Consider the following 24,852-nt stretch of genomic DNA (forward strand, 5'->3'; position numbering starts at 1 on the left):
CATGATGCGTCGAGTCTGCGCCCGAGCGGCACCGTGGAAGTGATCTGGCGCAAGGCGCTGGCGTCGCGAGGCGGTATGAAGCGTTACTGGCTGATCACCAGCCTGGGGCGGCAGATGAAGAGCTTGAGCGGTGTGGATGGCGCGTTCCTCCACCTGGAGACGAACGAGACGCCGATGCACGTGGCGTCGCTGCACGCCTTCGACCTGCCGGCCGGCTACGCGGGCGACTTCCATGCCGACATCAAGCGGCAGATGCGGCGGCGGCTTCGCCTCGCGCCGGTCCTCACGCGCAAGCTCGCGCCGATGCCGCTGCAGTTCGCCAACCCGGTGTGGATCGAGGACGACGAGATCGACCTGGACTACCACGTGCAGCATCTCACGCTGCCCAGCCCCGGTACGCAGGCCCAGCTCGAGGACGGGGTCGCCCACATGCACTCCCAGCTGCTGGACCGCAGCCGCCCGTTGTGGCGCATGGCCGTGATCGACGGCCTGCAATCGGGCCAGGTGGCCTACTACTTCAAGGTCCACCATGCGGTGCTCGACGGCCAGGCCGGCGTGCTGCTGTCGCAGGCGCTGTTCGACGTGACGCCGAAGCCGCGGGCGATTCCGCGCGGCGCCGGGCCCCATGCCGCGCATCCCGAGCATCCCGGCCTGGCCGAGCTCGCCGCGGCCGCGCTGAAGCACGACGTGGGCCAGTACATCAAGCTCGTGCGGCACCTGCCCGACGTGGCGAAGACGCTCGTTGGCCTGTTGGGTGGAACGGGCGGGACGGGCAGCACGCCGGGCCAGGCCAACGGCCGACTCGGGCAGAACTTCTCATTCGGCCCGAAGACGCCGCTGAATGTGCCGATCACCGGCGAGCGCGGCTTCGCCGCGGTGTCCGTCCCGCTCGACACGCTCAAGCGCCTGGCCGTGGTGCACGAGGCCAAGCTCAACGACATCGTGCTGGTGCTGTGCAGCGGCACGTTGCGCCGCTACCTGGCGCAGCATGGCGGCATCCCGCGCAAGCCGCTGATCGCCACGATGCCGGTCTCGCTGCGCCAGGCCGGCAACACCGAGTACAGGACCCAGGCCACGCTGACCCTGGTGAACCTGCATACCCAGATGGCCGACCCGGTGAAGCGGCTGCGCGCGATCCGCGATGCCGCCGGTGCGATGAAGGCGCTGGCGCAGCGCGCCAAGGGGGTGATCCCGACCGACTTCCCGTCCATCGGCGTGCCGTGGGTGCTGCAAGGCCTGGCGGCGCTGTACGGGCGGTCGGGCATCGTCGAGGCGATGCCGCCGCTGGCCAACGTCGTGATCTCCAACGTGCCGGGCCCGCAGGTGCCGCTGTACGCGGCCGGTGCCCGCATGACCGACTACTGGCCGCTGTCGATCGTCGAACACGGCATCGGGCTCAACATCACGGTGATGAGCTACGCCGGCACGATGGGCTTCGGCTTCACGACGGCGCACGTGGCCGTCCCCGACCCGCGCCAACTCTCGGCCGCGCTGCTGCAGGAGCTGGCCGACCTGACGGCGCGCAGCCGGCCCGCCGCGCGCACGAGCCGGACACGCTGAATGCCTCACCCCTCGTTCTTCGGAGCCCACCCATGCGCCAGCTGAGCGGACACGACGCGAGCTTCCTGTACGCGGACACCATCCACGCCAACGCCAACGTCACCTTCGTCCAGATCTACGACCAGAGCACGGTGCCGGGCGGCAAGCTGCGTTTCAAGGACATCCTCGCGCACATCCAGAGCCGCCTGTACCGCTCACCCATCTTCCGCAGCAAGCTGCTGCGCGTGCCGCTCGAGCTCGACCACCCGTACTGGGTCGAAGACGAGTTCTTCGACCTCGAATACCACGTGCGCCACATCGCGCTGCCCAAGCCGGGCGACTGGCGCCAGTTCTGCATCCAGGCCTCGCGCATCCACGCGCGCGCGCTCGATCTGCACCGGCCGCTGTGGGAGATCTACGTGATCGAGGGCCTGGACAGCATCACCGACCTGCCACCCGGAAGCTTCGCGCTGCTGACCAAGATCCACCACGCCGCGATCGACGTGGAAAGCCGCAACGAGTTCGTCGAGGTGCTGCACGACACCACGCGACGGCCGCCGAAGCCGGCGCCGCCCGCGCCGTGGTTCCCGCAGCGCGCGCCCGGCCCGTTCGAGCTGCTGGCCCGGGCCGGCATCAACGCCGCGTTCACGCCCTGGCGGCTGGCGGCGCCGCTCCTGCGCGCCATGCCCACCGTGGTGGCCTTTGCCCGCGATGTGCTGCACCCCGAGCACCAACCGGCCGCCACGCGCTTCAACGCCGTGGTCTCGCCGCATCGCGTGTTCGACACACGGCGCTTCCCGCTCGGCGAGTTCGAGCGCATCCGCGCCCTGGTTCCCGGCGCCACCGTCAACGATGCCGTGCTGGCGGTGTGCTCCGGGGGCCTGAGGCGTTACCTCGAAGCCCATGCGGAACTGCCGCGAACCGACCTGACGGCCGTCGTGCCGCTGTGCATCAAGGCCGAGCGCGGGCCCTCGGGCACGTCGCGCCGCATCCGGTTCGGCACCAGCATCGCCGACCCGGTGGCGCGGCTGGCCTGGATCCACGGGCAGACCTCGGCACAGGAGCCGGTTCCGGAAGAACCCGGCATGCCGCTGCCGGCCTGCACGATCACCCACGTGCCCGGCCCGCCGGTGCCGGTGTACCTGCACGGCGCGCGCATGACCTACTTCTCGGCCATCCTGCCGATCGCCGACGGCATGGGCCTGGTGTTCGCGGTCAGCGACTACGACGCGCGCATCAACGTGTCGCCCACCTCGTGCCGCGAGCTGATGCCCGACCCGCAGGCCTTCACGCAATGCGTGCGTGGCAGCTTCCAGGAGTACCTGGCGCTGGCCGGCGCCAGGCCTAGGCCTCGCCGCGCGTCAGCAGCCGGTACGCGTAACCCATCGGCCCGGTCGGCACGAACCGGCGCCACGCCCCTTCCGGCTGCGAAAGCCGGTCGGCGACGATCCACAGCACCACGGCGTTGAAGGCCAGCCCGAGGTGGCTGCCCGGCACGCGGATGTTCTCGTGCAGCGCCGGGTCGCCCTCGATGGTGGCCTCCTGCGGCGGCACGACGCCGTCGCCGAGCGAGTACAGGCAGCTCAGCGGCATCGGCAAGGCCTGGCGCGCGCTCAGCGTCTTGGCGCGCGGCTGCAAGGTGTGGGCGGCCGGCCCCATCGGGTGGGCAATCAGCCGATACATCGCCTTGACCAGCGGCGGCGATGCGCTGCCTTCCGGGTCGACCGAGATCGGGCTGCCCAGCGTGACGACGCTGCGCACGCATTCGGGCACCTGGTGCGCGCCGTAGAGCGCAAACACGCCGCCCAGGCTCCAGCCCACCAGGCTGACCTTGCGGCCCGTCATGTGGTGCAGGTAGCGGATCTTCTGTTCGAGAGCGTTGGCGTGCTTGGTCTGAAAGCCGACGTTGCGCCCCAGGCCCCAGGTCTCGGCCGCATAGCCCCGGTTGCGCAGGAACAGCTCCAGGCCGATCAGCGACGACTCGCTGCCCATGAACCCCGGCAGCAGCAGCACCGGATGCCCATCGCCGCGCGGCGCGGTCGCCAGCACCGGCAGCGACCACGGCAGCGCCGCCAGCTCGAGCAGCGCGCGCGGCTCCAGCCAGGAGTGCGCAGGCCTGGGGCGACCGGTGTGGGGGTGACGCTTGACCATCGCACCGGCGTCAGCGCAGTCCCGGGGGCGTCCAGGGCGCCGCCCCGCTGCGATAGCTCGCTTCGGTCGCCCACGGCAGCATGAGCGTCATCAGCAGCAGCGTCTCGAACTCGGGCGCGAAGCGCTCGATGATCCTCTGCGGGTCGGGGCAACGCCGGCTGTCGGTGATGAGGCCGAACTGCACGCCGCCCACGTACGACACGATGCTCACGCCCACGCCCACGTCGCCCGACGAGGGCACCCAGAAGATGCTCTGCCGCACCGTGCTGCCGCAGATCTTGACCGGCTTCGCCAGGCCCTGCACGTTGGTCATCACGGCCGTGGTCTTGCGCAGGAACATGTTGGAGATCGCATCCTGCAGCGGCTTGGTCAGCACGCCGGACACCGCCAGCAGCGCGTACGCCAGCAGCGGCTGGTAGCTGCCCTTGAGCTCCTGCATGCGATCGCGCACCTCGTACAGCCGCTCGATCGGGTTCTCGATGCCGACCGGCAGCACCACCGGCGCCAGGCCGAACCGATTGCCCAGCTGCCAGGCATCCTCCAGCGGGCGCAGGTTCACCGGCACCATGGCCCGGATCTCCTTGCCCGCCGGGTCTTCGCCGTGATCGCGCAGGTAGCGGCCGATCGAGCCGGCCACGCACGACAGCAGCACGTCGTTGACCGAGCACTTCAGCGCCTTGCCCACCGACTTGACCTGATCCAGCGGCAGCGGTTCGCACCAGGCCACGACCTTGCGGCCGTTCAGCTTGCCCTTCAGCAGCGTCGGCGAATCGTCGGGCAGCAGCGCCAGGGCCGCCGCGTCGCGCAGCACCCGGGCGCCATTGCGCAGCAGCTCCGCCGACTCGGCCACCGACTGCTCGGGATGGGCCAGGTAGTCCATCGCCTTCACGAGGCCGTCGCCGTACAGGCCGATCGCCTTGACGGTGAGCCCGGTCAGCGGCTTGATCAGCTCGTCGGCGACCCAGCCGCCGCCCTGCCCGCCGGGCGCGGGCTCCTGACTCGGCGGGCGCAGGTCGGTGCCGCCATCCATGATCGACATCAGCACCGCGTTCAGCGCGATGCCGTCGGCGATGCAGTGGTGGATGCGCACGATCACGGCACTGCCGTCCTCGTAGTGATCGAACACGTGCATCTGCCACAGCGGATGCGCGTGGTCCAGCGGCGTGGTCGCCAGCTCGCTGGCACGCTGCTGCAGGGCCTCGCGCTCGCTGCGCCCGCGCCGGCGGGCGAGCTTCTCGGCCACCACGTGCCGATCGATGCGAAAGTCCTCGTCCTCGACCCAATAGGACAGGACGGCTTCCTGAACCACCTTCTGGCGAAAGCGCGCGTAGCCGAGCAGCTTGGCCTCCAGGCGTCGGCGCAGCGCCATGGGGTCGAGCGCCGGCCGCAGGAGCCAGACGCCCACGATCATCATCAGGTTGCGCTCGCTGTCCATTCGCAACCAAGCCGTGTCGACCCGCGACATGCGTTCGGACGTCTCAGTCATCGGACAAGCTCCGGTAGCGGCGGCCATGCGGCATGGTTGCCGCTCGATCCCATTGGAGGATCAGCGCGCCGACCGCCCGTTGACGGATCGCAAGAATCCTCGGCGACGCCGGCGCAGGAACAGGAGCATCGAGAGCCCGAAGCCCATCCCTGGAAGAAGTGCACCGAGCCCAGGCGCTGGCTGGAAGGCGAGCATGGCCAGCGACACCGTGCCGGTCAGCACCGCCAGCGCCAGGTAAAACCGGGCCACGGCGTCCAGACGGCGCGCTGCGTGTCCCGCCTCCACCGGAGCCTGCGGCTCGGGCTCGCTGGCCAGGCATTCGCGCGCGAAGCGGCCGATTCGCCCGGTGGCCTCGCGCGCCTCGGGCAGGAAGTCGAAGCCCGGAAACACGTGCGGCATGCCATGCCAGACGAGCAACTGCGCTCCCGGGCAACGCTGGGCCACGCGCACCGAATCGTCGAGCAGGAGCTCGGTGCTGCCCACGATCAGCAGCAGCGGCGGCATGCCGGCGTAGTCGCCGAACACCGGCGACACATGCGGGTGCGTGCACAGGTCTGGCTGCGGCAGGTACACCGGCACGAGCGCGTCCATCAGGTCGGCGCTGAACATGTCGTCGATGCCGTCGTTGCGCCGCACCGAGTCGCCGCTGAAAGTGAGATCGGCCACCGGCGACAGCGCCACCGCGCCGGCGGGCAAGGGCAGCCCTTCATCGCGTGCGCGCAGGAGCAGCGCGAGCGTCAGGTTGCCGCCGGCCGAGTCGCCGGCCACGATGATGCAGCTCGCCTCGATGCCCTGGCCCAGCAGCCAGCGATAGGCGGCGATGCAGTCATCGAGCGCCGCCGGGTAGCGGTGTTCGGGGGCGAGCCGATAGCCCGGCATCAAGCCACGCGCGCCGACCTCGCGGCAGATGCGGGCCAACAGCGCCCCATGGAAACGCGGCGTCTCGGCCACGAAAGCCCCGCCGTGCAGGTACAGCACCACCCGGTCGCGGCGCGCGCCCGCCACGTCGACCCAGGTCGCCGGGGCCGTGCCGGCCGTGACGCGCTCGGTGTGCACGTCGGGCGCCTGCCTGCCCAGTGCGTCCACCCGCGCAGCCAGTTGGCGCAGGTGCACCGGGTCCGAAATCAGCTTCATCTGCGCGCGCATCAGGCGAAGCGCAGGGAACAGCATGGTCCGGCGGATGGCTTCGTGCAGTGGTTTCAAGGGGGCCCTTCCGTGAAGGCAAGTATCGGCGCCTGACGGTCGGGCGCCGCGCTGCCGATGACGAACGTCACCTTTTTTTGAATCTTGACCGCGGTCAACGGCGCGCGCGACCGCGTCACCGCACAGTCTGTCCACGCTCAACACCCCGCAGAGGGCAACACGGCAAGGAGACAGCGGTGACCTCTTCGATTGATTCCATCGATTTCGGCCAACTCGTGCGTGCCATGGGCGACGCGGTGATCGTCGCCGACGCCTCGGGCGCGATCGTGGTGTGGAACGCCGCGGCGACGCGCCTGTTCGGCTTCAGCGAGGCGGAAGCGCTCGGCCATTCGCTGGACCTGATCATCCCGGAGCGCCAGCGCAGCCGCCACAACGAGGGTTATGCCAAGACGGTCGACACCGGCATCACGCGCTACGGCAGCTCGCTGCTGCGCGTGCCCGCCCTGCACAAGGACGGCCACACGCTGTCGATCGCCTTCACGGTGGCCCTGCTCACCGGCTCGCAAGGCCAGGTCGGGGGGGTGGCCGCGGTGATCCGCGACGAGACCGCCCGCTTCAATGACGACAAGGCGCTGCGCCGGCGCCTCGCCGAGCTCGAGCAAGTCGCCGCCCGCAGCGCCGCTTGAACGACGCCTGACCGAATCCGAAACCGACCTGGAGAGATGGCAATGGACAACAAGGCGCTCAGCGGCGTTCGCATCCTCGACTTCACCCACGTGCAGTCGGGCCCCACCTGCACCCAGCTGCTCGCGTGGCTGGGGGCGGACGTGATCAAGGTGGAACGCCCCGGCGAAGGCGATGCCACGCGCGGCCAGCTGCGCGACATCCCCGGCGTGGACAGCCTCTACTTCACGATGCTCAACCACAACAAGCGCTCGATCACGCTCGACGCCAAGAAGCCCAAGGGCAAGCAGGTGCTCGAGACGCTGATCAAGCACTGCGACGTGCTGGTCGAGAACTTCGCGCCCGGCGCGATGGAGCGCATGGGCCTGTCGTGGGAGCACATCCAGCGCCTGAACCCGCGCATGATCGTCGGCTCGGTCAAGGGCTTCGGCCCGGGCCGCTACGAGGACTGCAAGGTCTACGAGAACGTTGCCCAGTGCGCCGGCGGCGCCGCCTCGACCACCGGCTTCGACGACGGCCCGCCGGTCGTCACGGGCGCGCAGATCGGCGACAGCGGCACCGGCCTGCACCTGGCGCTGGGCCTCGTCGCGGCGCTGTACCAGCGCACGCACAGCGGCCGCGGCCAGAAGGTGCTGGCGCCGATGCAGGACGCGGTGCTGAACCTGTGCCGCGTCAAGCTGCGCGACCAGCAGCGCCTGGAGCGCACCGGCACCTTGCACGAGTACCCGCAGTACCCCGACGGCAAGTTCGGCGACGCGGTGCCTCGCGCCGGCAATGCCTCGGGTGGCGGCCAGCCCGGCTGGATCCTGCGCTGCAAGGGCTGGGAGACGGACCCGAACGCCTACATCTACTTCATCACCCAGGCCGCCGTGTGGCCCGCCGTGTGCAAGGTGATCGGCGAGGAGAGCTGGATCGACGACGAGGCCTACGCCACGCCGCAGGCCCGGCTGCTGCACCTGAAGCCGATCTTCGCGCGCATCGAGCAGTGGACGATGACCAAGACCAAGTTCGAGGCGATGGAGATCCTGAACGAGTACGACATCCCCTGCGGCCCCATCCTGTCGATGAAGGAGGTGGCCGAGGACCCGTGGCTGCGCAAGAGCGGCACGGTGGTCGAGGTGGACCACCCGACGCGCGGGCGCCACCTCACCGTCGGCAACCCGATCAAGCTGTCCGACAGCCCGACCGAGGTGACGCGGGCGCCGCTGCTGGGCGAGCACACCGACGAGGTGCTGCGCGAGCTCGGCTACGGCGCCGCCGACCTCGAGTTGCTGCGCGCCGAAAAGGCCATCTGAGAACGGCGGGGCAGACCCATCACGCGCGGCTGATGGTCTGCATAAAAACAATTGACTGTCATTGATCGGCAGCGCTTCTTACAGTGGCTTGGCACCTCTGACCAGCACTCCCCAAGGAGACGATCATGATGAACGACCTGCCCCCCGAGCTCGGCCACGACGACGCTGAACGCAATGCCTACAACGCGGCGTTCTACGAGCTCGGCCTGCACTGGCACTGGGACAGCCAGACCTATTCGCAGCTGCTGCGCTACAGCCCGAAGCCGGAGATCCGGCTGCGCCACTACGTCGAGACCCGGCATCCCCATCTGCTCAAGGCCTACGACGCCGACTTCCTCGCCGCCGCGATCCACGAACGCACGCGCCAGTACAAGCCTTGCGCCCGCGCGCCCTTCGACTGGGCGCAGGCGGCCACGCTGGAGCTCGGCATCTGAGGCCGGCAGCGGAAACCGCGCGATGGCCATTCTCTTCAACAAGCGCAAGCGCGACGCCCTGCAGGGCGGGGGCAGCCGCCTTGGCGACGGCCACATCGGCATCGTCACCCGCTCGGCAGCCCTCGTCCCGCAGCTGGCGATCCAGCTCAGGCGCTTCGGTCTCGCGCCCTCCTTGGTCGTCGTGCTGGAAGAGGGCCTGCCCGCGGGCCTCACCGTGCCGGAGCTGTTGATGCGCCTGGATGCCGATCCGGTCACCGACGCGGTGCTGCTGATCGGCCCGCTCGACGAGCAAGACGAAGCCGCATGCCTGGCCTGGTTGGCCGGACACCGGGCCAAGCCGGTGGTCGGCTTCATCGATGACACCGACCCGGCGCAGGCGCAGCGCGCGCGTTGGCAGCAAGCCGGCGCGCACATGACCCGCAACCCCTCGATGCTCGGCGAGCTCACTGCCTCGGTGGTGGACACGCGCTGGCTGCCTTTCGACTGAACCTGGCCCGACCATGACGCACACCCGCTGGCTCCGCTACCGCCTCGACGGCCTCGACGCCTTCGGCACGCTCGTCGACGACCAGGTGCACGAGCACCGCGGCGACTTCTTCGGCGACAACGCGCCCACCGGCCGCAGCGTGCCGCTGAGTCGCGTGCAGGTCCTGATGCCGGTGCAGCCGACCAAGGTGATCGCGCTGTGGAACAACTTCGGCCAGCTGCGCGAGAAGCTGCGGGCGGCCCTGCCCGAGGAGCCGCTGTACCTGCTGAAATCGCCCAACTCGTGGAGCGCCCACCGCGATGCCATCCCGCTGCCCCGTGGTGGAAATGGCGGTGGCAAGGTGGCCTTCGAGGGCGAGCTGGGCATCGTGATCGGCAAGCGCTGCAGCGCAGCGACCGAGTCCGACGCGATGGCCCACGTGTTCGGCTACACCTGCGGCAACGACGTCACGGCCTCCGACATCCTGTTCCGCGACGCCTCGTTCCCCCAGTGGACCCGCGCCAAGGGCCTGGACGGCTTCTGCCCGCTCGGCCCCGTCGTGGCCACCGGGCTGGACGCGACGGCGCTGCGCGTCAGGACGCTGCTGGACGGCCAGGTGCGGCAGGACTACCCCATCAGCGACATGACGTTCAGCGTGGCCCAGCTCGTCAGCCGCATCTCGCTCGACATGACCCTGCTGCCCGGTGACGTGATCCTGTGCGGCACGTCGGTGGGCGTCGGCTCGATGAAGCCGGGCAGCCTCGTCGAGGTGGAGATCGACGGCATCGGCCGGCTCGCCAACCGCTACGGCTGATGCGACAGATTTTCAACTCGAGGACTCCACCATGAAGATAGCCATCATCGGCGCCGGCGCCATCGGCGGCCTGGTCGGCGCGAAGCTCGCCCTGGCCGGCGAGGACGTCACGTTCATCGTGCGCGGCCGCAACCTGGACGCCATCCGCGAACGCGGCATCAAGCTGGTCACCGCCGACGGCCAGGAGCACACCGCGCTGCACGTGCGGGCCACCGACGACTACGCCGAGGCCGGCCCGCAGGACCTGGTGATTCCGGCGATGAAGGCCCACCAGCTCGAGGCGGTGGTCGATTCGCTGCCGCACCTGCTGGGCCCCGACACCACGATCGTGCCGATGCAGAACGGCATCCCCTACTGGTACTTCCAGAAGCACGGCGGCCCGCACGAGGACACGCGCGTGGCCAGCGTGGACCCGCAGGGCCGCATCGCCGCCGCCATCGACCCGGCGCGGGTGCTCGGCTGCGTCGTCTACCCGGCCTCCGAGCTGGTCGCGCCGGGCGTGGTGCGCCACATCGAAGGCGACCGCTTCCCGCTCGGCGAGCTCGACGGCCGCACCGACACCGAGCGCGTGCAGCGCATCGCCGCCTGCTTCGCCAACGCCGGCTTCAAGGCGCCGGTGCTGGACGACATCCGCGCCGAGGTCTGGCTCAAGCTGTGGGGCAACCTCACCTTCAACCCGATCAGCAGCCTCACGCATTCGACCCTGGTCGACATCTGCCAGTACCCGCTGACCCGCGAACTGGCGGCCCGGATGATGAGCGAGGCCCAGGCGGTCGCGCACAAGCTCGGCATCAGCTTCCGCGTGCCGCTGGAAAAGCGCATCGCCGGCGCCGAGAAGGTGGGCAAGCACAAGACCTCGATGCTGCAGGACGTCGAGGCCGGCCGCGAGCTGGAGATCGACGCGCTGCTGGGCTCGGTGGTCGAGCTGGCGCGGCTGACCAGCACCCCGACGCCGCACATCGACAGCGTGTACGCGATGGTCAAGCTGCTGGCCCGCACGATGCAGGACCAGCGCGGCCACGTGCGCCTGCGCGAAGCCGGCACCCGCCTCGAGGCGAGGGCGGCATGAGCCCCGCCCGACCGCCCGTAGGGGCTCATTCCCTCTCGGAGGGACCGGCCGAAGGCCGCAGGGTGTCGTCATGAGAAGAGCTCGCAGCACCAAGATCGTCGCCACGCTGGGGCCGGCGAGTTCCGGCGAGGCCACGCTGCGCGCCCTGTTCGAGCAGGGTGTGGACGTGTTCCGGCTCAACTTCAGCCATGGCACGCACGACGACCATGCGCAGCGCCTGCGCACCGTGCGCCGGCTCGAGCAGCACTACGGCCGGCCGATCGGCGTGCTGCTCGACCTGCAGGGCCCCAAGCTGCGCCTGGGCACACTGGCCGGCGGCAAGGCGGTGCTGGAAACCGGCGCGGCCTTTCGTCTCGACATGGACCCCACGCCCGGCGATGGGCGCCGCGCACCGCTGCCGCACCCGGAGATCTTTGCCGCGCTGGCCGACGGCACCGAGCTGCTGCTCGACGACGGCAAGCTGCGCCTGCGCGTCGAGCGCCATGGCAGCGACTTCGCCGAGACCCGCGTGCTGGTCGGCGGCGCCGTGTCCGACCGCAAGGGCGTGAACGTGCCCAGCGTGGTGCTGCCGCTGTCGCCGCTGACGCCCAAGGACCGCGACGACCTGGCCTTCGGCCTCACACTCGGGGTGGACTGGGTCGCGCTGTCCTTCGTGCAGCGGCCCGAGGACATCGAGGAGGCGCGGGCCATCATCGGCGAGCGCGCGTGGATCATGGCCAAGATCGAGAAGCCCGCCGCGATGGAGCAGCTCGACGGCATCGTCGCGCTGTGCGATGGACTGATGGTCGCCCGCGGTGACCTCGGCGTCGAGCTGCCGCCCGAGCGCGTGCCCGAGATGCAGCGCCGCATCGTGCAGGCCTGCCGGCGCGCGGGCAAGCCGGTGGTCGTCGCGACGCAGATGCTGGAATCGATGGTGCAGGCTCCGTCGCCGACGCGCGCCGAGGTGTCCGACGTCGCGAATGCGGTGTACGAGGGCGTGGACGCGGTGATGCTGTCGGCCGAGTCGGCCTCGGGCCGCTTCCCGCAGGAGGCGGTGGCGATGATGGACCGCATCATCGCGCGGGTCGAGGCGAGCCCGAGCTACCGGCCCGGGATCGAGGCCACGCACCAGCCGGCCGAGGCCACCACCGCCGATGCCGTGTGCGCCTCGCTGCGCCAGGTGGCCGAGCTGCTGCGGCCGGCGGTGACCGTCACCTACACCGCCTCGGGCTTCAGCGCCTTGCGTGCCGCGCGCGAGCGGCCGGCCGTGCCCCTGCTCAGCCTCACGCCCTCGCTGGCCACGGCGCGCCGGCTCGCGATGGCCTGGGGCGTGCATGCCGTGCGCGTGGACGATGACGTGCACGACGTCGGCGAAATGCTGCAGCGCGCCGGACGCACTGCGCAGACCGAAGGCTTTGCCGCGTCGGGCGACGACATCGCGGTGGTGGCCGGCCTGCCCTTCGGCCGCGCCGGCAGCACCAACCTGCTGCACGTGCACCGGGTGGCGCCATGCTGATCGGCATCCCGCGCGAAACGCTGCCGGGCGAGACGCGGGTCGCCGTGACGCCGGAGACGGCGAAGAAGCTCGGCGCCCAGGGCCACGTGCTGCGGCTGCAGTCCGGTGCCGGCGTGGCCGCCAGCATGCCCGACCTGGCCTACCAGGCAATGGGCGTGGAGATCACCGACCGCGCCGGCGCCTTCGGCTGCGAGCTGGTGTTGAAGGTGCGCGCCCCGTCGGCCGACGAGGTCGCGCTGATGACGCCCGGCACCGCGCTGGTGGGCATGCTCAACCCTTTCGACCAGCCCGGCCTGCAGCGGCTGCAGGCAGCCGGCCTCGTCGCCTTCGCGCTCGAGGCCGCGCCGCGAACGACGCGGGCGCAGAGCATGGACGTGCTGAGCTCGCAGGCCAACATCGCCGGCTACAAGGCCGTGATGATGGCGGCCAACACGTACCAGCGCTTCTTCCCGATGCTGATGACGGCGGCCGGCACCGTGAAGGCGGCGCGCGTCGTGATCCTCGGCGTCGGCGTGGCCGGCCTGCAGGCCATCGCAACCGCCAAGCGGCTGGGCGCGGTGATCGAGGCTTCCGATGTGCGTCCGAGCGTGAAGGAGCAGGTCGAGTCGCTCGGCGCCCGGTTCATCGACGTGCCCTGCGAAACGCAGGAAGAACGCGACGCCGCCGAAGGGCAAGGTGGTTATGCACGGCCGATGCCGCATTCGTGGCTGGCGCGCCAGCAGCTCGAAGTGGCCAGGCGCGTGGCGCAGGCCGACGTGGTGATCAGCACCGCGCTGATCCCCGGCCGCCCCGCGCCCCGGCTGGTGACCGAGGAGATGGTCCACAGCATGAAGGCCGGCTCGGTGATCGTCGACATCGCCGCCCCGGCCGGCGGCAACTGCGCCCTCACCGCGCCCGGCCAGACCGTCGTGCACCGCGGCGTGACCATCATCGGCGAGACCAACCTGCCGGCGCTGCTGGCTGCCGACGCGAGCGCGCTGTATGCGCGCAACGTGCTCGATTTCCTGAAGCTCATCCTCACCCGCGACGGCGCGCTGCAGATCCCGGCGGACGACGACATCGTCGCGGCCTGCCTGGTGACGCGCGCCGAGGAACCCAGCCTGGCCTGAACCCCCCATGGACGCCATCTCCCCCGCCGCCACCAACCTGATCGTCTTCGTGCTGGCCATCTACGTGGGCTACCACGTGGTCTGGACCGTCACGCCGGCCCTGCACACACCGCTGATGGCGGTGACCAACGCCATCTCGGCCATCGTCATCGTCGGTGCGATGCTCGCCGCCGCGCTGACCGAGACGGCGCTCGGCAAGAGCATGGGCGTGCTGGCCGTGGCGCTGGCCTCGGTCAACATCTTCGGTGGCTTCCTGGTGACGCGCCGCATGCTCGAGATGTTCCGCAAGAAGGAGCGCAAGGCATGACCGCCGTGACCTTGCTCTATCTGCTCGCGAGCGTCTGCTTCATCCAGGCCTTGAAGGGCCTGTCGCATCCGACGACCTCGATCCGCGGCAATCTCTTCGGCATGGCCGGCATGGCGATCGCCGTGTTCACCACCGCGGCGCTGATCGTCAAGTTGGCCGGCGGGCAGGCCCTGGGCCTGGGCTACGTGCTGCTCGGCCTGCTCGTCGGCGGCTCGGCCGGCGCCGTCATGGCCCGCCGCGTCGAGATGACCAAGATGCCCGAGCTGGTCGCCTTCATGCACAGCATGATCGGCCTGGCGGCGGTGTTCATCGCGGTGGCGGCCGTGGCCGAGCCCTCGGCGCTGCTGAGCGGGCTGCCCAAGGGCGAGCCCATCCCCGTCGGCAACCGGCTGGAGCTCTTCCTCGGCGCGGCGATCGGTGCCATCACCTTTTCCGGCTCGGTCATCGCCTTCGGCAAGCTCTCGGGCCGCTACCGCCTGCGCTGGTTCCAGGGCGCGCCGGTGGTGTTTCGCGGGCAGCACCTGCTCAACCTCGCGCTGGGCCTGGCCACCATCGCATCCGGCCTCGGCTTCATGGCCACGCAGCACCCGCTCGCCTTCGGCGTGATGCTGGCGCTCGCCTTCGTGCTGGGCGTGCTGATCATCATCCCGATCGGCGGCGCCGACATGCCGGTGGTGGTGTCGATGCTCAACAGCTACTCGGGCTGGGCGGCGGCGGGCATCGGCTTCTCGCTGAACAACCCGATGCTGATCATCGCCGGCTCGCTGGTGGGCTCCTCGGGTGCGATCCTCAGCTACATCATGTGCCGGGCGATGAACCGCTCGTTCATCAACGTGATCCTCGGCGGCTTCGGTGGCGAGGCGGGCGTGGCCCAGGGTCAGGCCGCGCAGCGCAGCGTCAAGAGCGGCAGCCCGGACGACGCGGCCTTCATCCTCGGCAATGCCGAGAGCGTGATCATCGTGCCGGGCTACGGCCTGGCGGTCGCGCGCGCGCAGCATGCGGTCAAGGAGCTGGCGCAAAAGCTCAGCGACAAGGGCGTCAACGTCAAGTACGCGATCCACCCGGTCGCCGGCCGCATGCCGGGCCACATGAACGTGCTGCTGGCCGAGGCCGAGGTGCCCTACGACCAGGTGTTCGAGATGGAGGACGTCAACGCCGAGTTCGGCCAGGCCGACGTCGCGATCATCCTCGGCGCGAACGACGTGGTGAACCCGGCCGCGCTGCAGAAGGGCTCGCCGATCTACGGCATGCCCATCCTCGAGGCCTACAAGGCCAAGACCGTGATCGTCAACAAGCGCTCGATGGCCGCGGGCTACGCCGGCCTGGACAACGAGCTGTTCTACATGGACAAGACGATGATGGTCTTCGGCGATGCGAAGAAGGTCGTCGAGGATGCGGTGAAAGCCGTCGAATAACGATGAAGCATGCGACGCTGCGCCAGCTCAAGGTGTTCGAGTCCGTCGCCCGGCACCTGAGCTTCTCGCGCGCCGCCGAGGAGCTTCACCTCACGCAGCCGGCCGTGTCGACGCAGGTCGGCAAGCTCGAGGAGCATGCGGGCAACATGCTGTTCGAGCAGTTCGGCAAGAAGGTCTACCTGACACCGGCCGGCGCCGAGCTGCTGCAGATGAGCCGCGCCATCATCCAGCAGTTCGAGCAGGCCGAGTCCGCGATGGCGCAGTTCCGGGGCGTGTGCGGCGGCCGGCTCAACGTGGGCGTGATCAGCGCCGGCGACTATTTCTTTCCGCGCCTGCTGGTCGAGTTCATCGGCCGCCACAGCGGCGTGGTGCTCAACTTCACGGTGCACAACCGCGAGGAGCTGCTGGACCACATTGCCGACAACCTGACCGACCTGGCGATCATGGTGCGCCCGCCCACCGAGCTGGACACGCTGAACCAGGCCTTCGCGCCGCACCCCTACGTGATCGTCGCGCCGCCCGCGCACCCGATGGTGCAGCGGCGCGGCATCGCGCCGGCCGAAGTGATGCGCCAGCCCTTCGTGGTGCGCGAGAAGGGCTCGGACACCTGGCGCTCGATGTGCGAGGGCTTCGGCGGCGACCTGTCGGGCCTGAACGTGGCGATAGAGATCCGCAGCACCGAGACGATCAAGCAGGCGGTGATGGCCGGTTTCGGCCTGAGCTTCCTGTCGGCCCACACAGTGAGCCGCGAGCTTCAGGCGGGCGAACTCTGTGCCCTGGACGTGCAGGGCTTCCCGCTGATGCTGAACTGGTACGTCGTGCACCGGCGCACCAAGCGCCTGCCGCCGGTGGCGCAGGCGTTCAAGGATTTCCTGCTCAACGAGGGAGCCGCGCTGATCGAGCGGATCGTGCCCTGGCGCCCCCCGGCGCCGCCTTCAGCGACGGGAGGCTTCGAGCACAGCACGCTTGTGGGCACGCTGGCGGAACAGCTCGCGCACAGCGCGGTAGAAGATGACGATGGGCATCGCCGCGACGAGCTCGCTCCGGGTATCGGATGCGAAGCCAGCGGCGGGCGCGGCGACGAGGGGCTTGGCTGGCGTGACCGTTGAACTCATGCGGGCTATTCCACGGGAAGCAGGAACAGCGACAGCATAGGGCAAACCCTAGGCTCTCCGCTTGACCGCGAGCATGAATTCGCCTCGACGGTCAGGTCAGGGCGACTCGACCAGGATCGCGCGGAAGTCGTTGACGTTCGTCCGCGTGGGGCCGGTCACCACCGAGCACCCGAGCGCCTCGAAGAACCCGTGGCCGTCGTTGTCGGCCAGCGCCTCGCGCGGCTTCAGGCCGCGCGCGGCCGCGCGCGCCAGCGTGTCGGGGCCGATCAGCGCACCGGCGATGTCCTGGCTGCCGTCGACGCCGTCGGTGTCGCCGGCCAGCGCGTGGATGCGCGGGTGGCCGCCGAGCGCGATGGCCATTGCGAGCAGGCATTCCACGTTGCGCCCACCGCGGCCGGCACCGCGCATGGTGACCGTGGTCTCGCCGCCGGACAGCAGCACGCAGGGCGGCGCGAAGGGCTGGCCCCGCTCGGCCACCTGGTGTGCGATGCCGGCCAGCACCGTGCCCACGTCGCGCGCCTCGCCCTCGAGTGCATCGCCCAGGATGTGGGCCTCGACACCGGCCTCGCGCGCCACCCGCGCCGCCGCCTCGAGCGCGAGCTGCGGCGTGGCGATCAGGCGGAAAGATGCACCGGCGAGCCGCGGGTCGCCCGGCTTCACCGATTCGCCGCGGCCGCTGTCGAGTGCCTGCCGCAGGGCCGGCGGCAGCTCGATGCCGTGGCGGCGCACGATGCTCAACGCGTCGGCACAGGTGCTGGGGTCGGGCACCGTCGGGCCCGAGGCGATGTCGCCCGGGTGGTCGCCGGGCACGTCGGAGATCGCCAGCGTCAGCACGCGCGCCGGGTGGCAGGCCGCGGCCAGCCGGCCGCCCTTGATGGCCGACAGGTGCCGGCGCACGCAGTTCATCTCGGCGATGGTGGCGCCACAGGCCAGCAGCGCGCGGTTCAGCGCCTGCTTCTCGGCCAGCGTCACGCCTTCCAGCGGCAACGGCAACAGCGCCGAGCCGCCGCCCGAGATCAGGCACAGCACGAGGTCGTCGGGGCCAAGATCCTGCACGAGCGCCAGCATGCGCGCCGCTGCCTGCAGGCCGGCCGCGTCGGGCACGGGGTGCGCGGCCTCGACGATCTCGATGTGTTCGCAGGGCATGCTGTAGCCGTAGCGCGTCACCACCAGGCCCCCCAGCATGTCCTTCGGCCCCGGCCAGTGCCGCTCCACCGCGCGCGCCATCGCCGCCGAAGCCTTGCCGGCGCCGATCACCAACAGCCGCCCGCGCGGCGGCGCCGGCAGGTGCGGCGGCACGCAGAGGTCGGGCTGGGCCGAGGCGATGGCGGCGTCGAACATCCGGCGCAGCAACTCGCCGCCGGCCACCTTCATCGCGGCGCGCCGATCTCGAAGTTGGCCAGCTTCTCCAGCGCGCGGACCATCGCCGAGTGATCCCAGGCCTTGCCGCCGTGCGCGCTGCAGGCGTTGAACAGCTCCTGCGCCGTCGCGGTGTTGGGCAGCGCGACGCCCAGCGCGCGGGCGCTGGCCAGCGCGAGGTTCAGGTCCTTCTGGTGCAGCTCGATGCGAAAGCCCGGGTCGAAGGTGCGCTTGATCATGCGCTCGCCGTGCACCTCGAGGATCTTGCTCGACGCGAAGCCGCCCATCAGCGCGGCGCGCACCTTGGCCGGATCGGCCCCGGCGCGCGCGGCGAACAGCAGCGCTTCGGCCACCGCCTCGATGTTCAGCGCCACGATGATCTGGTTGGCCACCTTGGCGGTCTGGCCATCGCCGTTGCCGCCGACCAGCGTGATGTTCTTGCCCATCAGCTCGAACAGTGGCTTGACGCGCTCGAACACCGCCTCGTCGCCGCCGACCATGATCGACAGCGTCGCGTTCTTCGCGCCGACCTCGCCGCCCGACACCGGCGCATCGAGGTAGTCGCAGCCCAGCGCGTTGATGCGCTGGGCGAACTCCTTGGTGGCGATGGGCGAGATCGAGCTCATGTCGACCACCACCTTGCCCTTGGACAGGCCGGAGGCCACGCCGGCGTCGTCGAACAGCACCTTCTCGACATCCGGCGTGTCCGGCACCATCACGAAGATGATGTCGGCGCGCTCGGCCACGCCGCGCACGGACACGCACTGCGTCGCGCTGCTGTCGGCGATCGAAGCCGGCATCTTGCCCAGCGTGTTGACGAACAGCTGGTGGCCGGCGGCGATCAGGTGGCCCGCCATCGGCGTGCCCATGGTGCCCAGGCCGATGAAGCCGATCTTGAGGGGTCTGTCGGTCATGTCGCGGTCCTTCTGCAAAGGGTTCGAATAAGAGGTCACAGCGCCATCTGCTGGCGCCAGCCGAGGCCGGCTTCGGTCGTGCCGGCAGGCTTGTATTCGCAGCCGACCCAGCCGGCGTAGCCGATGCGGTCCAGGTGCTGGAACAGGAAGGGGTAGTTGATCTCGCCGGTGCCCGGCTCGTGGCGGCCCGGGTTGTCGGCCAGCTGCACATGGCCGATGCGGGCCAGGTGCTTGTGCAGCGTGGCGGCCAGCTCACCCTCGGTGCGCTGCGCGTGGTAGATGTCGTACTGCAGCAAGGCGTTGTCGGCGCCGACCTCGTCGAGGATCGCCAGCGCCTGGTCGGTGCGGTGCAGGTAGAAGCCGGGGATGTCGTAGCGGTTGATCGGCTCGATCAGCAGGCGCAGGCCCGCCTGGCCGAGCCTCGCGGCGGCGTGGCGCAGGTTGGCGATCACCGTCGCGCGCAACGACTCTTCCGAGACACCGGCGGGCGCCTTGCCGACCAGGCAGTTGAGCTGCGGCACGCCGAGCGCGTGGGCGTATTCGATCGCCCGGTCGACGCCGGCGCGGAACTCCTCGGTGCGGTCCGGGTGGCAGGCGATGCCGCGCTCGCCGGCATCCCAATCGCCGGCCGGCAGGTTGTGCAGCACCAGCGCGAGGCCGTTGGCGTCCAGGCGCGACTTGATCTCGGCGGCCGGCCAGGCGTAGGGAAACAGGAACTCGACGGCGGTGAAGCCGGCGCGGGCAGCGCGCTCGAAGCGGTCGAGGAAAGGCACCTCGTTGAACAGCATCGTGAGGTTGGCGGCGAAACGGGGCATGTCGGTCTCTCCTTGATCAGGCCAGCAGCCCGGCCATCTCCAGGCCCAGGCGGCCATCGGGGTGGCGGCAGTCGATGTCCTCGAACTCCATGATGTTGTCGATCTCGGTGCCCATCGCGATGTTGGTCACCTTCTCGAGGATCACCTCGACGACCACCGGCACCGCGTGCTCGCGCGCCATCTCCTGCGCCTGCTGCAGCGCGCCCTGGAGCTTCTCGGGGTCGGTGACGCGCAGCGACTTGCAGCCCAGCCCCTGCACCACCGCCTGGTGGTCCACGCCGTAGCCGCGCAAGTCGCCTGCCTCGGCCGGCATGTTCTGGTTCTCGAAGGCCAGCTGCACGCAGTAGTCCATGTCGAAGTTGCGCTGCGCCTGGCGTATCAAGCCGAGGTAGCTGTTGTTCACCAGCACGTGCACGTAGGGCAGGCGGAACTGCGCCCCCACCGCCAGCTCCTCGATCAGGAACTGGAAGTCGTAGTCGCCCGACAGTCCCACCACGAGTTGCGTGGGGTCGGCCGCCACCACGCCCAGCGCCGCGGGGATCGTCCAGCCCAGCGGGCCGGCCTGCCCGCAGTTGATCCAGCGGCGCGGGCCGTACACATGCAGGAACTGCGCGCCAGCGATCTGCGACAGGCCGATCGTCGAGACGTAGGTCGTGGCGCGCGGGAAGGCGCTGTTCATCTCCTCGTACACCCGCATCGGCTTGATCGGCATCTCGGTGTAGTGGCTCTTGCGGTGCATCAGCCGCTTGCGCTCTGCGCAGCGGAAGGCCCAGTCCGAGTAGTCGTTCAAGCGGCCTGCATCGCGGCGCTCGCGCGCCACCTGCACGAAGAGTTCCAGCGCGGCCTTCGCATCGCTGACGATGCCGAGGTCAGGCATGAACACCCGGCCGATCTGCGTCGGCTCGATGTCCACGTGCACGAACTTGCGGCCCTTGGTGTAGGTGTCGACCGAGCCGGTGTGGCGGTTGGCCCAGCGGTTGCCGATGCCCAGCACGAAATCGCTGGCCAGCATGGTCGCGTTGCCGTACCGGTGGCTGGTCTGCAGGCCGCACATGCCGGCCATCAGCGGGTGGTCGTCCGGGATGCTGCCCCAGCCCATCAGGGTGGGGATCACCGGCACACCGGTGATTTCAGCGAACTCCTGCAGCAGCGCGCTCGCATCGGCGTTGATGATGCCGCCGCCGGCGACGACCAGCGGTTTGCTCGAAGCGGCCAGCATGTCCAGCGCCTTCTCCACCTGCTTGCGCGTGGCCGCCGGCTTGTAGACGGGCAGCGGCTCGTAGGTGTCGATGTCGAACTCGATCTCGGCCATCTGCACATCGAACGGCAGGTCGATCAGCACCGGGCCGGGCCGGCCCGAGCGCATCAGGTGGAAGGCCTGCTGGAAGGCCCGCGGCACCAGCGCCGGCTCGCGCACGGTGACGGCCCACTTGGTCACCGGCTTGGCGATCGACTCGATGTCGACCGCCTGGAAGTCTTCCTTGTACAGGCGGGCACGCGGCGCCTGGCCGGTGATGCACAGGATCGGGATCGAATCGGCACCGGCCGAGTACAGGCCGGTGATCATGTCGGTGCCCGCCGGGCCCGAGGTGCCGATGCACACGCCGATGTTGCCGGCGCGGGCCCGGGTGTAGCCCTCGGCCATGTGCGACGCACCCTCGACGTGGCGGGCCAGGATGTGGCCGATCGACTGCCGCTCGCGCAGCGCCGCATAGAACGGGTTGATCGCGGCGCCCGGTACGCCGAAGGCCTGCGTCACGCCTTCCTTTTCCATCACCAGCACCGCCGCCAACGCGGCTCTCATCTTCGCCATCTCGTGCCTCCTGTGGCCAGTCGTGTCACGGGGAGGATCGTCGGGCTGCGCCGGTCTTTTCGCCGTTGACCGCAGTCAAGAGTTGGAAAAAGCGTGGGGCGCGCGGCCGCTGCGGCGGTTCTTCGAATCTTGATGGCGGTCAACGGCGCGCGACGAGGTGGGGCGCGATAGTCCCGCCCACCTTGAGACAACGCAAGGATTTCGAATGAGAGACAACGACGCCCTGGTCGCCCGCGTGATCGCGGAGCGTGGCCAGCTCGACGGCCCGCTGATGCCGGTGCTGCACGGTGTGCAGGATGCGCTGGGTTATGTGCCGGCCGAGGCCGTGGGCCCCATCGCCGAGGCGCTGAACCTCTCGCGTGCCGAGGTGCACGGTGTCATCACCTACTACCACCACTTCCGCCAGGCGCCGGCGCGCGGCCCGGTGCTGCAGGTGTGCCGCGCCGAATCGTGCCGCTCGGTCGGCGGCGAGGCGCTGCTGCAGCGCGCGCACGCCGCCGGCGGCTGCACGGTCGAGCCGGTGTACTGCCTGGGGTTGTGCGCGCAATCGCCTGCGGTGATGCTGCAGGGCCAGCTCCATGCCCGCGTGACGCCCGAGCGGCTCGACGAGCTGCTCGCCGAGGCCGGAGATTTCCGATGAGCCGCCCTGCTCGCACCACGATCCACGTGCCGCGCGATGCCGCGGCGATCGCGATGGACGCCGACGTGGTGGCCGCCGCGATCGCGGGCCAGGCGGGCTCGCGCGGGCTGCCGGTCGACATCGTGCGCAACGGCTCGCGTGGCCTGCTGTGGCTGGAGACCCTGGTCGAGGTGCAGACGCCCACCGGCCGCATCGCCTACGGGCCGGTGGGCATGGCCGACGTGCCCTCGCTGTTCGACGCCGGCTGGCTCGACGGCGGCGCTCACCCGCTGCGGCTCGGCCCCACGGAAGAGATCCCGCAGTTCAAGCGCCAGCAGCGGCTGACCTTCGCACGCTGCGGCCTCGGTGACCCGCTCGCGCCGGTGCCGTGGGTCGGCCTGAAGACGGCGCTGGAGATCGCGGCCGAAGACATCGTGCTGGAGGTGCTCGACTCCGGCCTGCGCGGGCGCGGCGGCGCGGCCTTCCCGGCCGGCATCAAGTGGCGCACGGTGGCCCAGACGCCGTCGACGCAGAAGTACGTGGTCTGCAACGCGGACGAAGGCGACTCCGGCACCTACGCCGACCGCATGCTGCTCGAGGGCGACCCCTTCCTGCTGATCGAGGGCATGGCCATCGCCGCGCTCGCGGTGGGCGCGAGCAAGGGCTTCGTCTACATCCGCTCCGAGTACCCGCACGCCGTCACGGCCTTCGAGCGCGCGCTGCAGGCGGCGCGCGCCGCCGGCGTGCTGGGGCGCTCGATGCTGGGTTCGGGCAAGGCCTTCGACATCGAGGTGCGCGTCGGCGGCGGCTCCTACGTCTGCGGCGAAGAGACCGCGATGCTCGAGAGCCTCGAGGGCAAGCGCGGCATCGTGCGTGCCAAGCCGCCGCTGCCGGCCGTGCAGGGCCTGTTCGGCCGGCCGACCGTGATCAACAACGTGCTGACCTTCGCCGCGGTGCCGACCATCCTCGAGAAGGGCGCCGAGTTCTACAAGGACTTCGGCAGCGGCCGCTCGCGCGGCACATTGCCCTTTCAGCTGGCCGGCAACATCCGGCACGGCGGGCTGTTCGAGCTGCCGTTCGGCCTGAGCCTGCGCGAGCTGGTGTTCGACATCGGCGGTGGTACGAGGAGCGGTCGGCCGGCCAAGGCCATCCAGGTGGGCGGGCCGCTCGGTGCCTACGTGCCCGAATCGCAGTGGGACCTGCCGCTGGACTACGACGTCTACACGGGCAAGGGCCTGGTGCTCGGCCACGGCGGCATCGTCGTGCACGACGACACCGCGGACATGGCGCAGCTCGCGCGCTTCGCGATGGAGTTCTGCGCGATCGAATCCTGCGGCAAGTGCACGCCCTGCCGCATCGGCTCGACGCGCGGCGTCGAGGTGATCGACAAGATCGTGCTGAACCACGACCGGCCCCAGCAGGTGCGATTGCTGCGCGACCTGTGCGACACGATGCTGGCCGGCAGCCTGTGTGCGATGGGCGGCATGACACCGTACCCGGTGCTCTCGGCACTCGACCACTACCCGCAGGACTTCGGCCTGGAGGACTCGTCCACGCCCGAGCCGCTGCGGCAACACCGCGCGGAGCTGGCGTGAGCGACGGCATGAAGGCCGGTGGCCTCGGCCTGCGGCGGCTCCCGGCCGCGAGCTGGCGCGATTTCCTGCCGCCGGACCAACAGGTCGACGCACACGAGCGCTGGCGCGCTTCGGCCGGTGCGCTGCTGGGCGTGCTCTTCACCGCCTGGTTGTGCCATGCGCTCGTGCCGGCGCAGGCCAGCCCGCTGTGGCTGGTGGCGCCCATCGGTGCCAGCGCGGTGCTGGTGTTCGCCCTGCCCGCCAGCCCCTTCGCGCAGCCATGGAGCGTGGTTGGCGGCAACACTCTGTCGGCGCTGGTGGGCATCGCCTGCGTGCAGTTGCTCGGCGTCGCGCCCTGGTCCGCCGCGCTCGCGGTCGGGCTGGCCATCGCCGTGATGTTCGCGCTGCGCTGCCTGCACCCGCCGGGCGGCGCCTGCGCGCTGCTGATGGTGCTGGGCGGCGTCGCCGACCCGTCCTTCGCCCTGCAGCCGGTGCTGCTGAACTCGGTGCTGCTGATGCTGGCGGGCGTGGCCTACAACCGGCTCACCGGCCGCGCCTACCCGCAGCGCGGCGTGGCCGGGCCGAAGGTCGACGAGCCGCGGCGCCGCTCGTTCACCGACGCCGACCTCGACGCCGTGCTCGCACGCTACAACCAGGTGCTCGACATCAGCCGCGAGGACCTGCACATGCTGCTCGAGCAGGCGCAGATGCAGGCCTGGCGCCGGCGCTCGGGCCAGGTCCGCTGCGCCGAAGTGATGTCGGCCCCGCCGATCTCGGTGAGCTTCGGCACCCCGCTGCACGAGGCCTGGGCGCTGCTGCGCCAGCACCGCGTCAAGTCGCTGCCCGTCACCGACCGCGCGCAGCGCGTGGTGGGCATCGTCACCCTGGCCGATTTCATGCGCGAAGCGCGCGTCGGGGCGCGGGCCGATTGGGAGCGGCGCCTGGCGGCGCTGATCCGGCCGTCGGGGGCGACGCATGGCGACAAGGTCGAGGTGGTCGGCCAGATCATGACCCGCCAGGTCCGCGTCGTCAGCCAGGACCGGCCGATCGGCGACCTGCTGCCGCTGTTCTCGACCACCGGCCACCACCACGTGCCGGTCATCGACGGCGAGCGCCGCCTGGCCGGCATGATCACGCAGTCGGATGTCGTGCGTGCGCTCGCGCATCACGAGTGAGGAGGGCCTGCCTCGGTCGCCGGGCCGCCCCGAGGCGACTGATCCCCCCCCGGGGGACCGA

General features: G+C 70.3%; 21 protein-coding genes and 2 pseudogenes. 16 read left to right on the forward strand and 7 right to left on the reverse strand.

Features of this window, described 5'->3' with window-relative positions; translation table 11 throughout:
- The first annotated feature begins 75 nt into the window (after positions 1-75).
- Entirely contained in the window at positions 76-1,560 is a 1,485-nt protein-coding gene (locus tag VJ693_RS19880) for a wax ester/triacylglycerol synthase family O-acyltransferase (RefSeq protein ID WP_324157021.1), read from the forward strand.
- 32 nt (positions 1,561-1,592) lie between these two features.
- Positions 1,593-2,846 (forward strand): annotated as a pseudogene (locus VJ693_RS19885) (wax ester/triacylglycerol synthase domain-containing protein); the annotation flags it as partial.
- 37 nt (positions 2,847-2,883) lie between these two features.
- Here VJ693_RS19885 and VJ693_RS19890 read toward each other — a convergent pair.
- From VJ693_RS19890 to VJ693_RS19900, 3 genes are read right to left on the reverse strand one after another with little or no spacing between them, the layout of a single operon-like run.
- The gene (locus tag VJ693_RS19890) at positions 2,884-3,690 is read right to left on the reverse strand and encodes an alpha/beta hydrolase (RefSeq protein ID WP_324157023.1); all 807 of its coding nucleotides are present in this window, start codon (positions 3,688-3,690) and stop codon (positions 2,884-2,886) included.
- 10 nt (positions 3,691-3,700) lie between these two features.
- Positions 3,701-5,176 (reverse strand): wax ester/triacylglycerol synthase family O-acyltransferase, encoded by a 1,476-nt coding sequence (locus VJ693_RS19895; RefSeq protein ID WP_324157025.1) that lies wholly within the window; start codon positions 5,174-5,176, stop codon positions 3,701-3,703.
- A 60-nt stretch (positions 5,177-5,236) separates the two neighbouring features.
- Positions 5,237-6,379 carry an alpha/beta hydrolase gene (locus tag VJ693_RS19900; RefSeq protein WP_324157027.1) on the reverse strand — a complete coding sequence of 381 codons (1,143 nt, stop codon included), beginning with the start codon at positions 6,377-6,379 and terminating at the stop codon, positions 5,237-5,239.
- A 176-nt stretch (positions 6,380-6,555) separates the two neighbouring features.
- On the opposite strand from VJ693_RS19900, the gene VJ693_RS19905 reads away from it, so the two are divergent.
- From VJ693_RS19905 to VJ693_RS19955, 11 genes and pseudogenes are all read left to right on the forward strand, one after another.
- A complete protein-coding gene (locus tag VJ693_RS19905; RefSeq protein ID WP_324157029.1) occupies positions 6,556-7,005 on the forward strand; it encodes a PAS domain-containing protein in 450 nt (149 codons plus the stop codon).
- 42 nt (positions 7,006-7,047) lie between these two features.
- Positions 7,048-8,298, forward strand: coding sequence for a formyl-CoA transferase (gene frc / locus VJ693_RS19910; RefSeq protein WP_414652318.1), 1,251 nt, complete (start codon positions 7,048-7,050; stop codon positions 8,296-8,298).
- A gap of 128 nt (positions 8,299-8,426) precedes the next feature.
- Entirely contained in the window at positions 8,427-8,732 is a 306-nt protein-coding gene (locus tag VJ693_RS19915; protein WP_324157031.1) for a hypothetical protein, read from the forward strand.
- Between the two features lie 22 nt (positions 8,733-8,754).
- Complete coding sequence (locus tag VJ693_RS19920; protein ID WP_324157033.1) at positions 8,755-9,219, forward strand: hypothetical protein; 465 nt, start codon at positions 8,755-8,757, stop codon at positions 9,217-9,219.
- 13 nt (positions 9,220-9,232) lie between these two features.
- Positions 9,233-10,012 (forward strand): fumarylacetoacetate hydrolase family protein, encoded by a 780-nt coding sequence (locus tag VJ693_RS19925; protein ID WP_324157035.1) that lies wholly within the window; start codon positions 9,233-9,235, stop codon positions 10,010-10,012.
- A gap of 31 nt (positions 10,013-10,043) precedes the next feature.
- A complete protein-coding gene (locus tag VJ693_RS19930; RefSeq protein WP_324157036.1) occupies positions 10,044-11,081 on the forward strand; it encodes a 2-dehydropantoate 2-reductase in 1,038 nt (345 codons plus the stop codon).
- 70 nt (positions 11,082-11,151) lie between these two features.
- Positions 11,152-12,576 (forward strand): pyruvate kinase, encoded by a 1,425-nt coding sequence (gene pyk / locus VJ693_RS19935; RefSeq protein WP_324157038.1) that lies wholly within the window; start codon positions 11,152-11,154, stop codon positions 12,574-12,576.
- Positions 12,570-13,685 (forward strand): Re/Si-specific NAD(P)(+) transhydrogenase subunit alpha, encoded by a 1,116-nt coding sequence (locus tag VJ693_RS19940; protein ID WP_324157039.1) that lies wholly within the window; start codon positions 12,570-12,572, stop codon positions 13,683-13,685. The genes pyk and VJ693_RS19940 overlap by 7 nt, the downstream gene beginning before the upstream one ends.
- Positions 13,686-13,692: 7 nt before the next feature.
- Positions 13,693-13,992 carry an NAD(P) transhydrogenase subunit alpha gene (locus tag VJ693_RS19945; RefSeq protein ID WP_324157040.1) on the forward strand — a complete coding sequence of 100 codons (300 nt, stop codon included), beginning with the start codon at positions 13,693-13,695 and terminating at the stop codon, positions 13,990-13,992.
- The gene (locus tag VJ693_RS19950) at positions 13,989-15,407 is read left to right on the forward strand and encodes an NAD(P)(+) transhydrogenase (Re/Si-specific) subunit beta (RefSeq protein WP_324157042.1); all 1,419 of its coding nucleotides are present in this window, start codon (positions 13,989-13,991) and stop codon (positions 15,405-15,407) included. Before VJ693_RS19945 ends, VJ693_RS19950 begins: the two co-directional genes overlap by 4 nt.
- 2 nt (positions 15,408-15,409) lie before the next feature.
- A pseudogene (locus VJ693_RS19955) lies at positions 15,410-16,318 on the forward strand (LysR substrate-binding domain-containing protein); the annotation flags it as partial.
- Between the two features lie 300 nt (positions 16,319-16,618).
- On the opposite strand, the gene VJ693_RS19960 reads toward VJ693_RS19955, so the two are convergent.
- The 4 genes from VJ693_RS19960 to gcl are packed head-to-tail and all read right to left on the reverse strand — an operon-like array spanning position 16,619 to position 21,423.
- Entirely contained in the window at positions 16,619-17,896 is a 1,278-nt protein-coding gene (locus VJ693_RS19960; protein WP_324157043.1) for a glycerate kinase, read from the reverse strand.
- The gene (gene glxR, locus VJ693_RS19965; RefSeq protein ID WP_324157045.1) at positions 17,893-18,795 is read right to left on the reverse strand and encodes a 2-hydroxy-3-oxopropionate reductase; all 903 of its coding nucleotides are present in this window, start codon (positions 18,793-18,795) and stop codon (positions 17,893-17,895) included. The genes VJ693_RS19960 and glxR overlap by 4 nt, the downstream gene beginning before the upstream one ends.
- Before the next feature lie 35 nt (positions 18,796-18,830).
- Positions 18,831-19,610: a hydroxypyruvate isomerase gene (gene hyi, locus VJ693_RS19970; RefSeq protein WP_324157047.1), complete on the reverse strand. Its 780-nt coding sequence runs from the start codon at positions 19,608-19,610 to the stop codon at positions 18,831-18,833.
- 16 nt (positions 19,611-19,626) lie between these two features.
- Positions 19,627-21,423, reverse strand: coding sequence for a glyoxylate carboligase (gene gcl / locus VJ693_RS19975; RefSeq protein ID WP_324157048.1), 1,797 nt, complete (start codon positions 21,421-21,423; stop codon positions 19,627-19,629).
- A 205-nt stretch (positions 21,424-21,628) separates the two neighbouring features.
- On the opposite strand from gcl, the gene VJ693_RS19980 reads away from it, so the two are divergent.
- The 3 genes from VJ693_RS19980 to VJ693_RS19990 are packed head-to-tail and all read left to right on the forward strand — an operon-like array spanning position 21,629 to position 24,791.
- A complete protein-coding gene (locus VJ693_RS19980) occupies positions 21,629-22,063 on the forward strand; it encodes an NAD(P)H-dependent oxidoreductase subunit E (RefSeq protein ID WP_324157050.1) in 435 nt (144 codons plus the stop codon).
- The gene (locus VJ693_RS19985) at positions 22,060-23,637 is read left to right on the forward strand and encodes a formate dehydrogenase beta subunit (protein ID WP_324157051.1); all 1,578 of its coding nucleotides are present in this window, start codon (positions 22,060-22,062) and stop codon (positions 23,635-23,637) included. Before VJ693_RS19980 ends, VJ693_RS19985 begins: the two co-directional genes overlap by 4 nt.
- Positions 23,634-24,791, forward strand: a complete 1,158-nt coding sequence (locus VJ693_RS19990) for an HPP family protein (RefSeq protein ID WP_324157052.1) — start codon at positions 23,634-23,636, stop codon at positions 24,789-24,791. Before VJ693_RS19985 ends, VJ693_RS19990 begins: the two co-directional genes overlap by 4 nt.
- The last annotated feature ends 61 nt before the right edge of the window (positions 24,792-24,852 follow it).

It is taken from the genome of Ideonella sp. (assembly GCF_035254525.1).
Lineage (GTDB): Bacteria > Pseudomonadota > Gammaproteobacteria > Burkholderiales > Burkholderiaceae_C > Ideonella.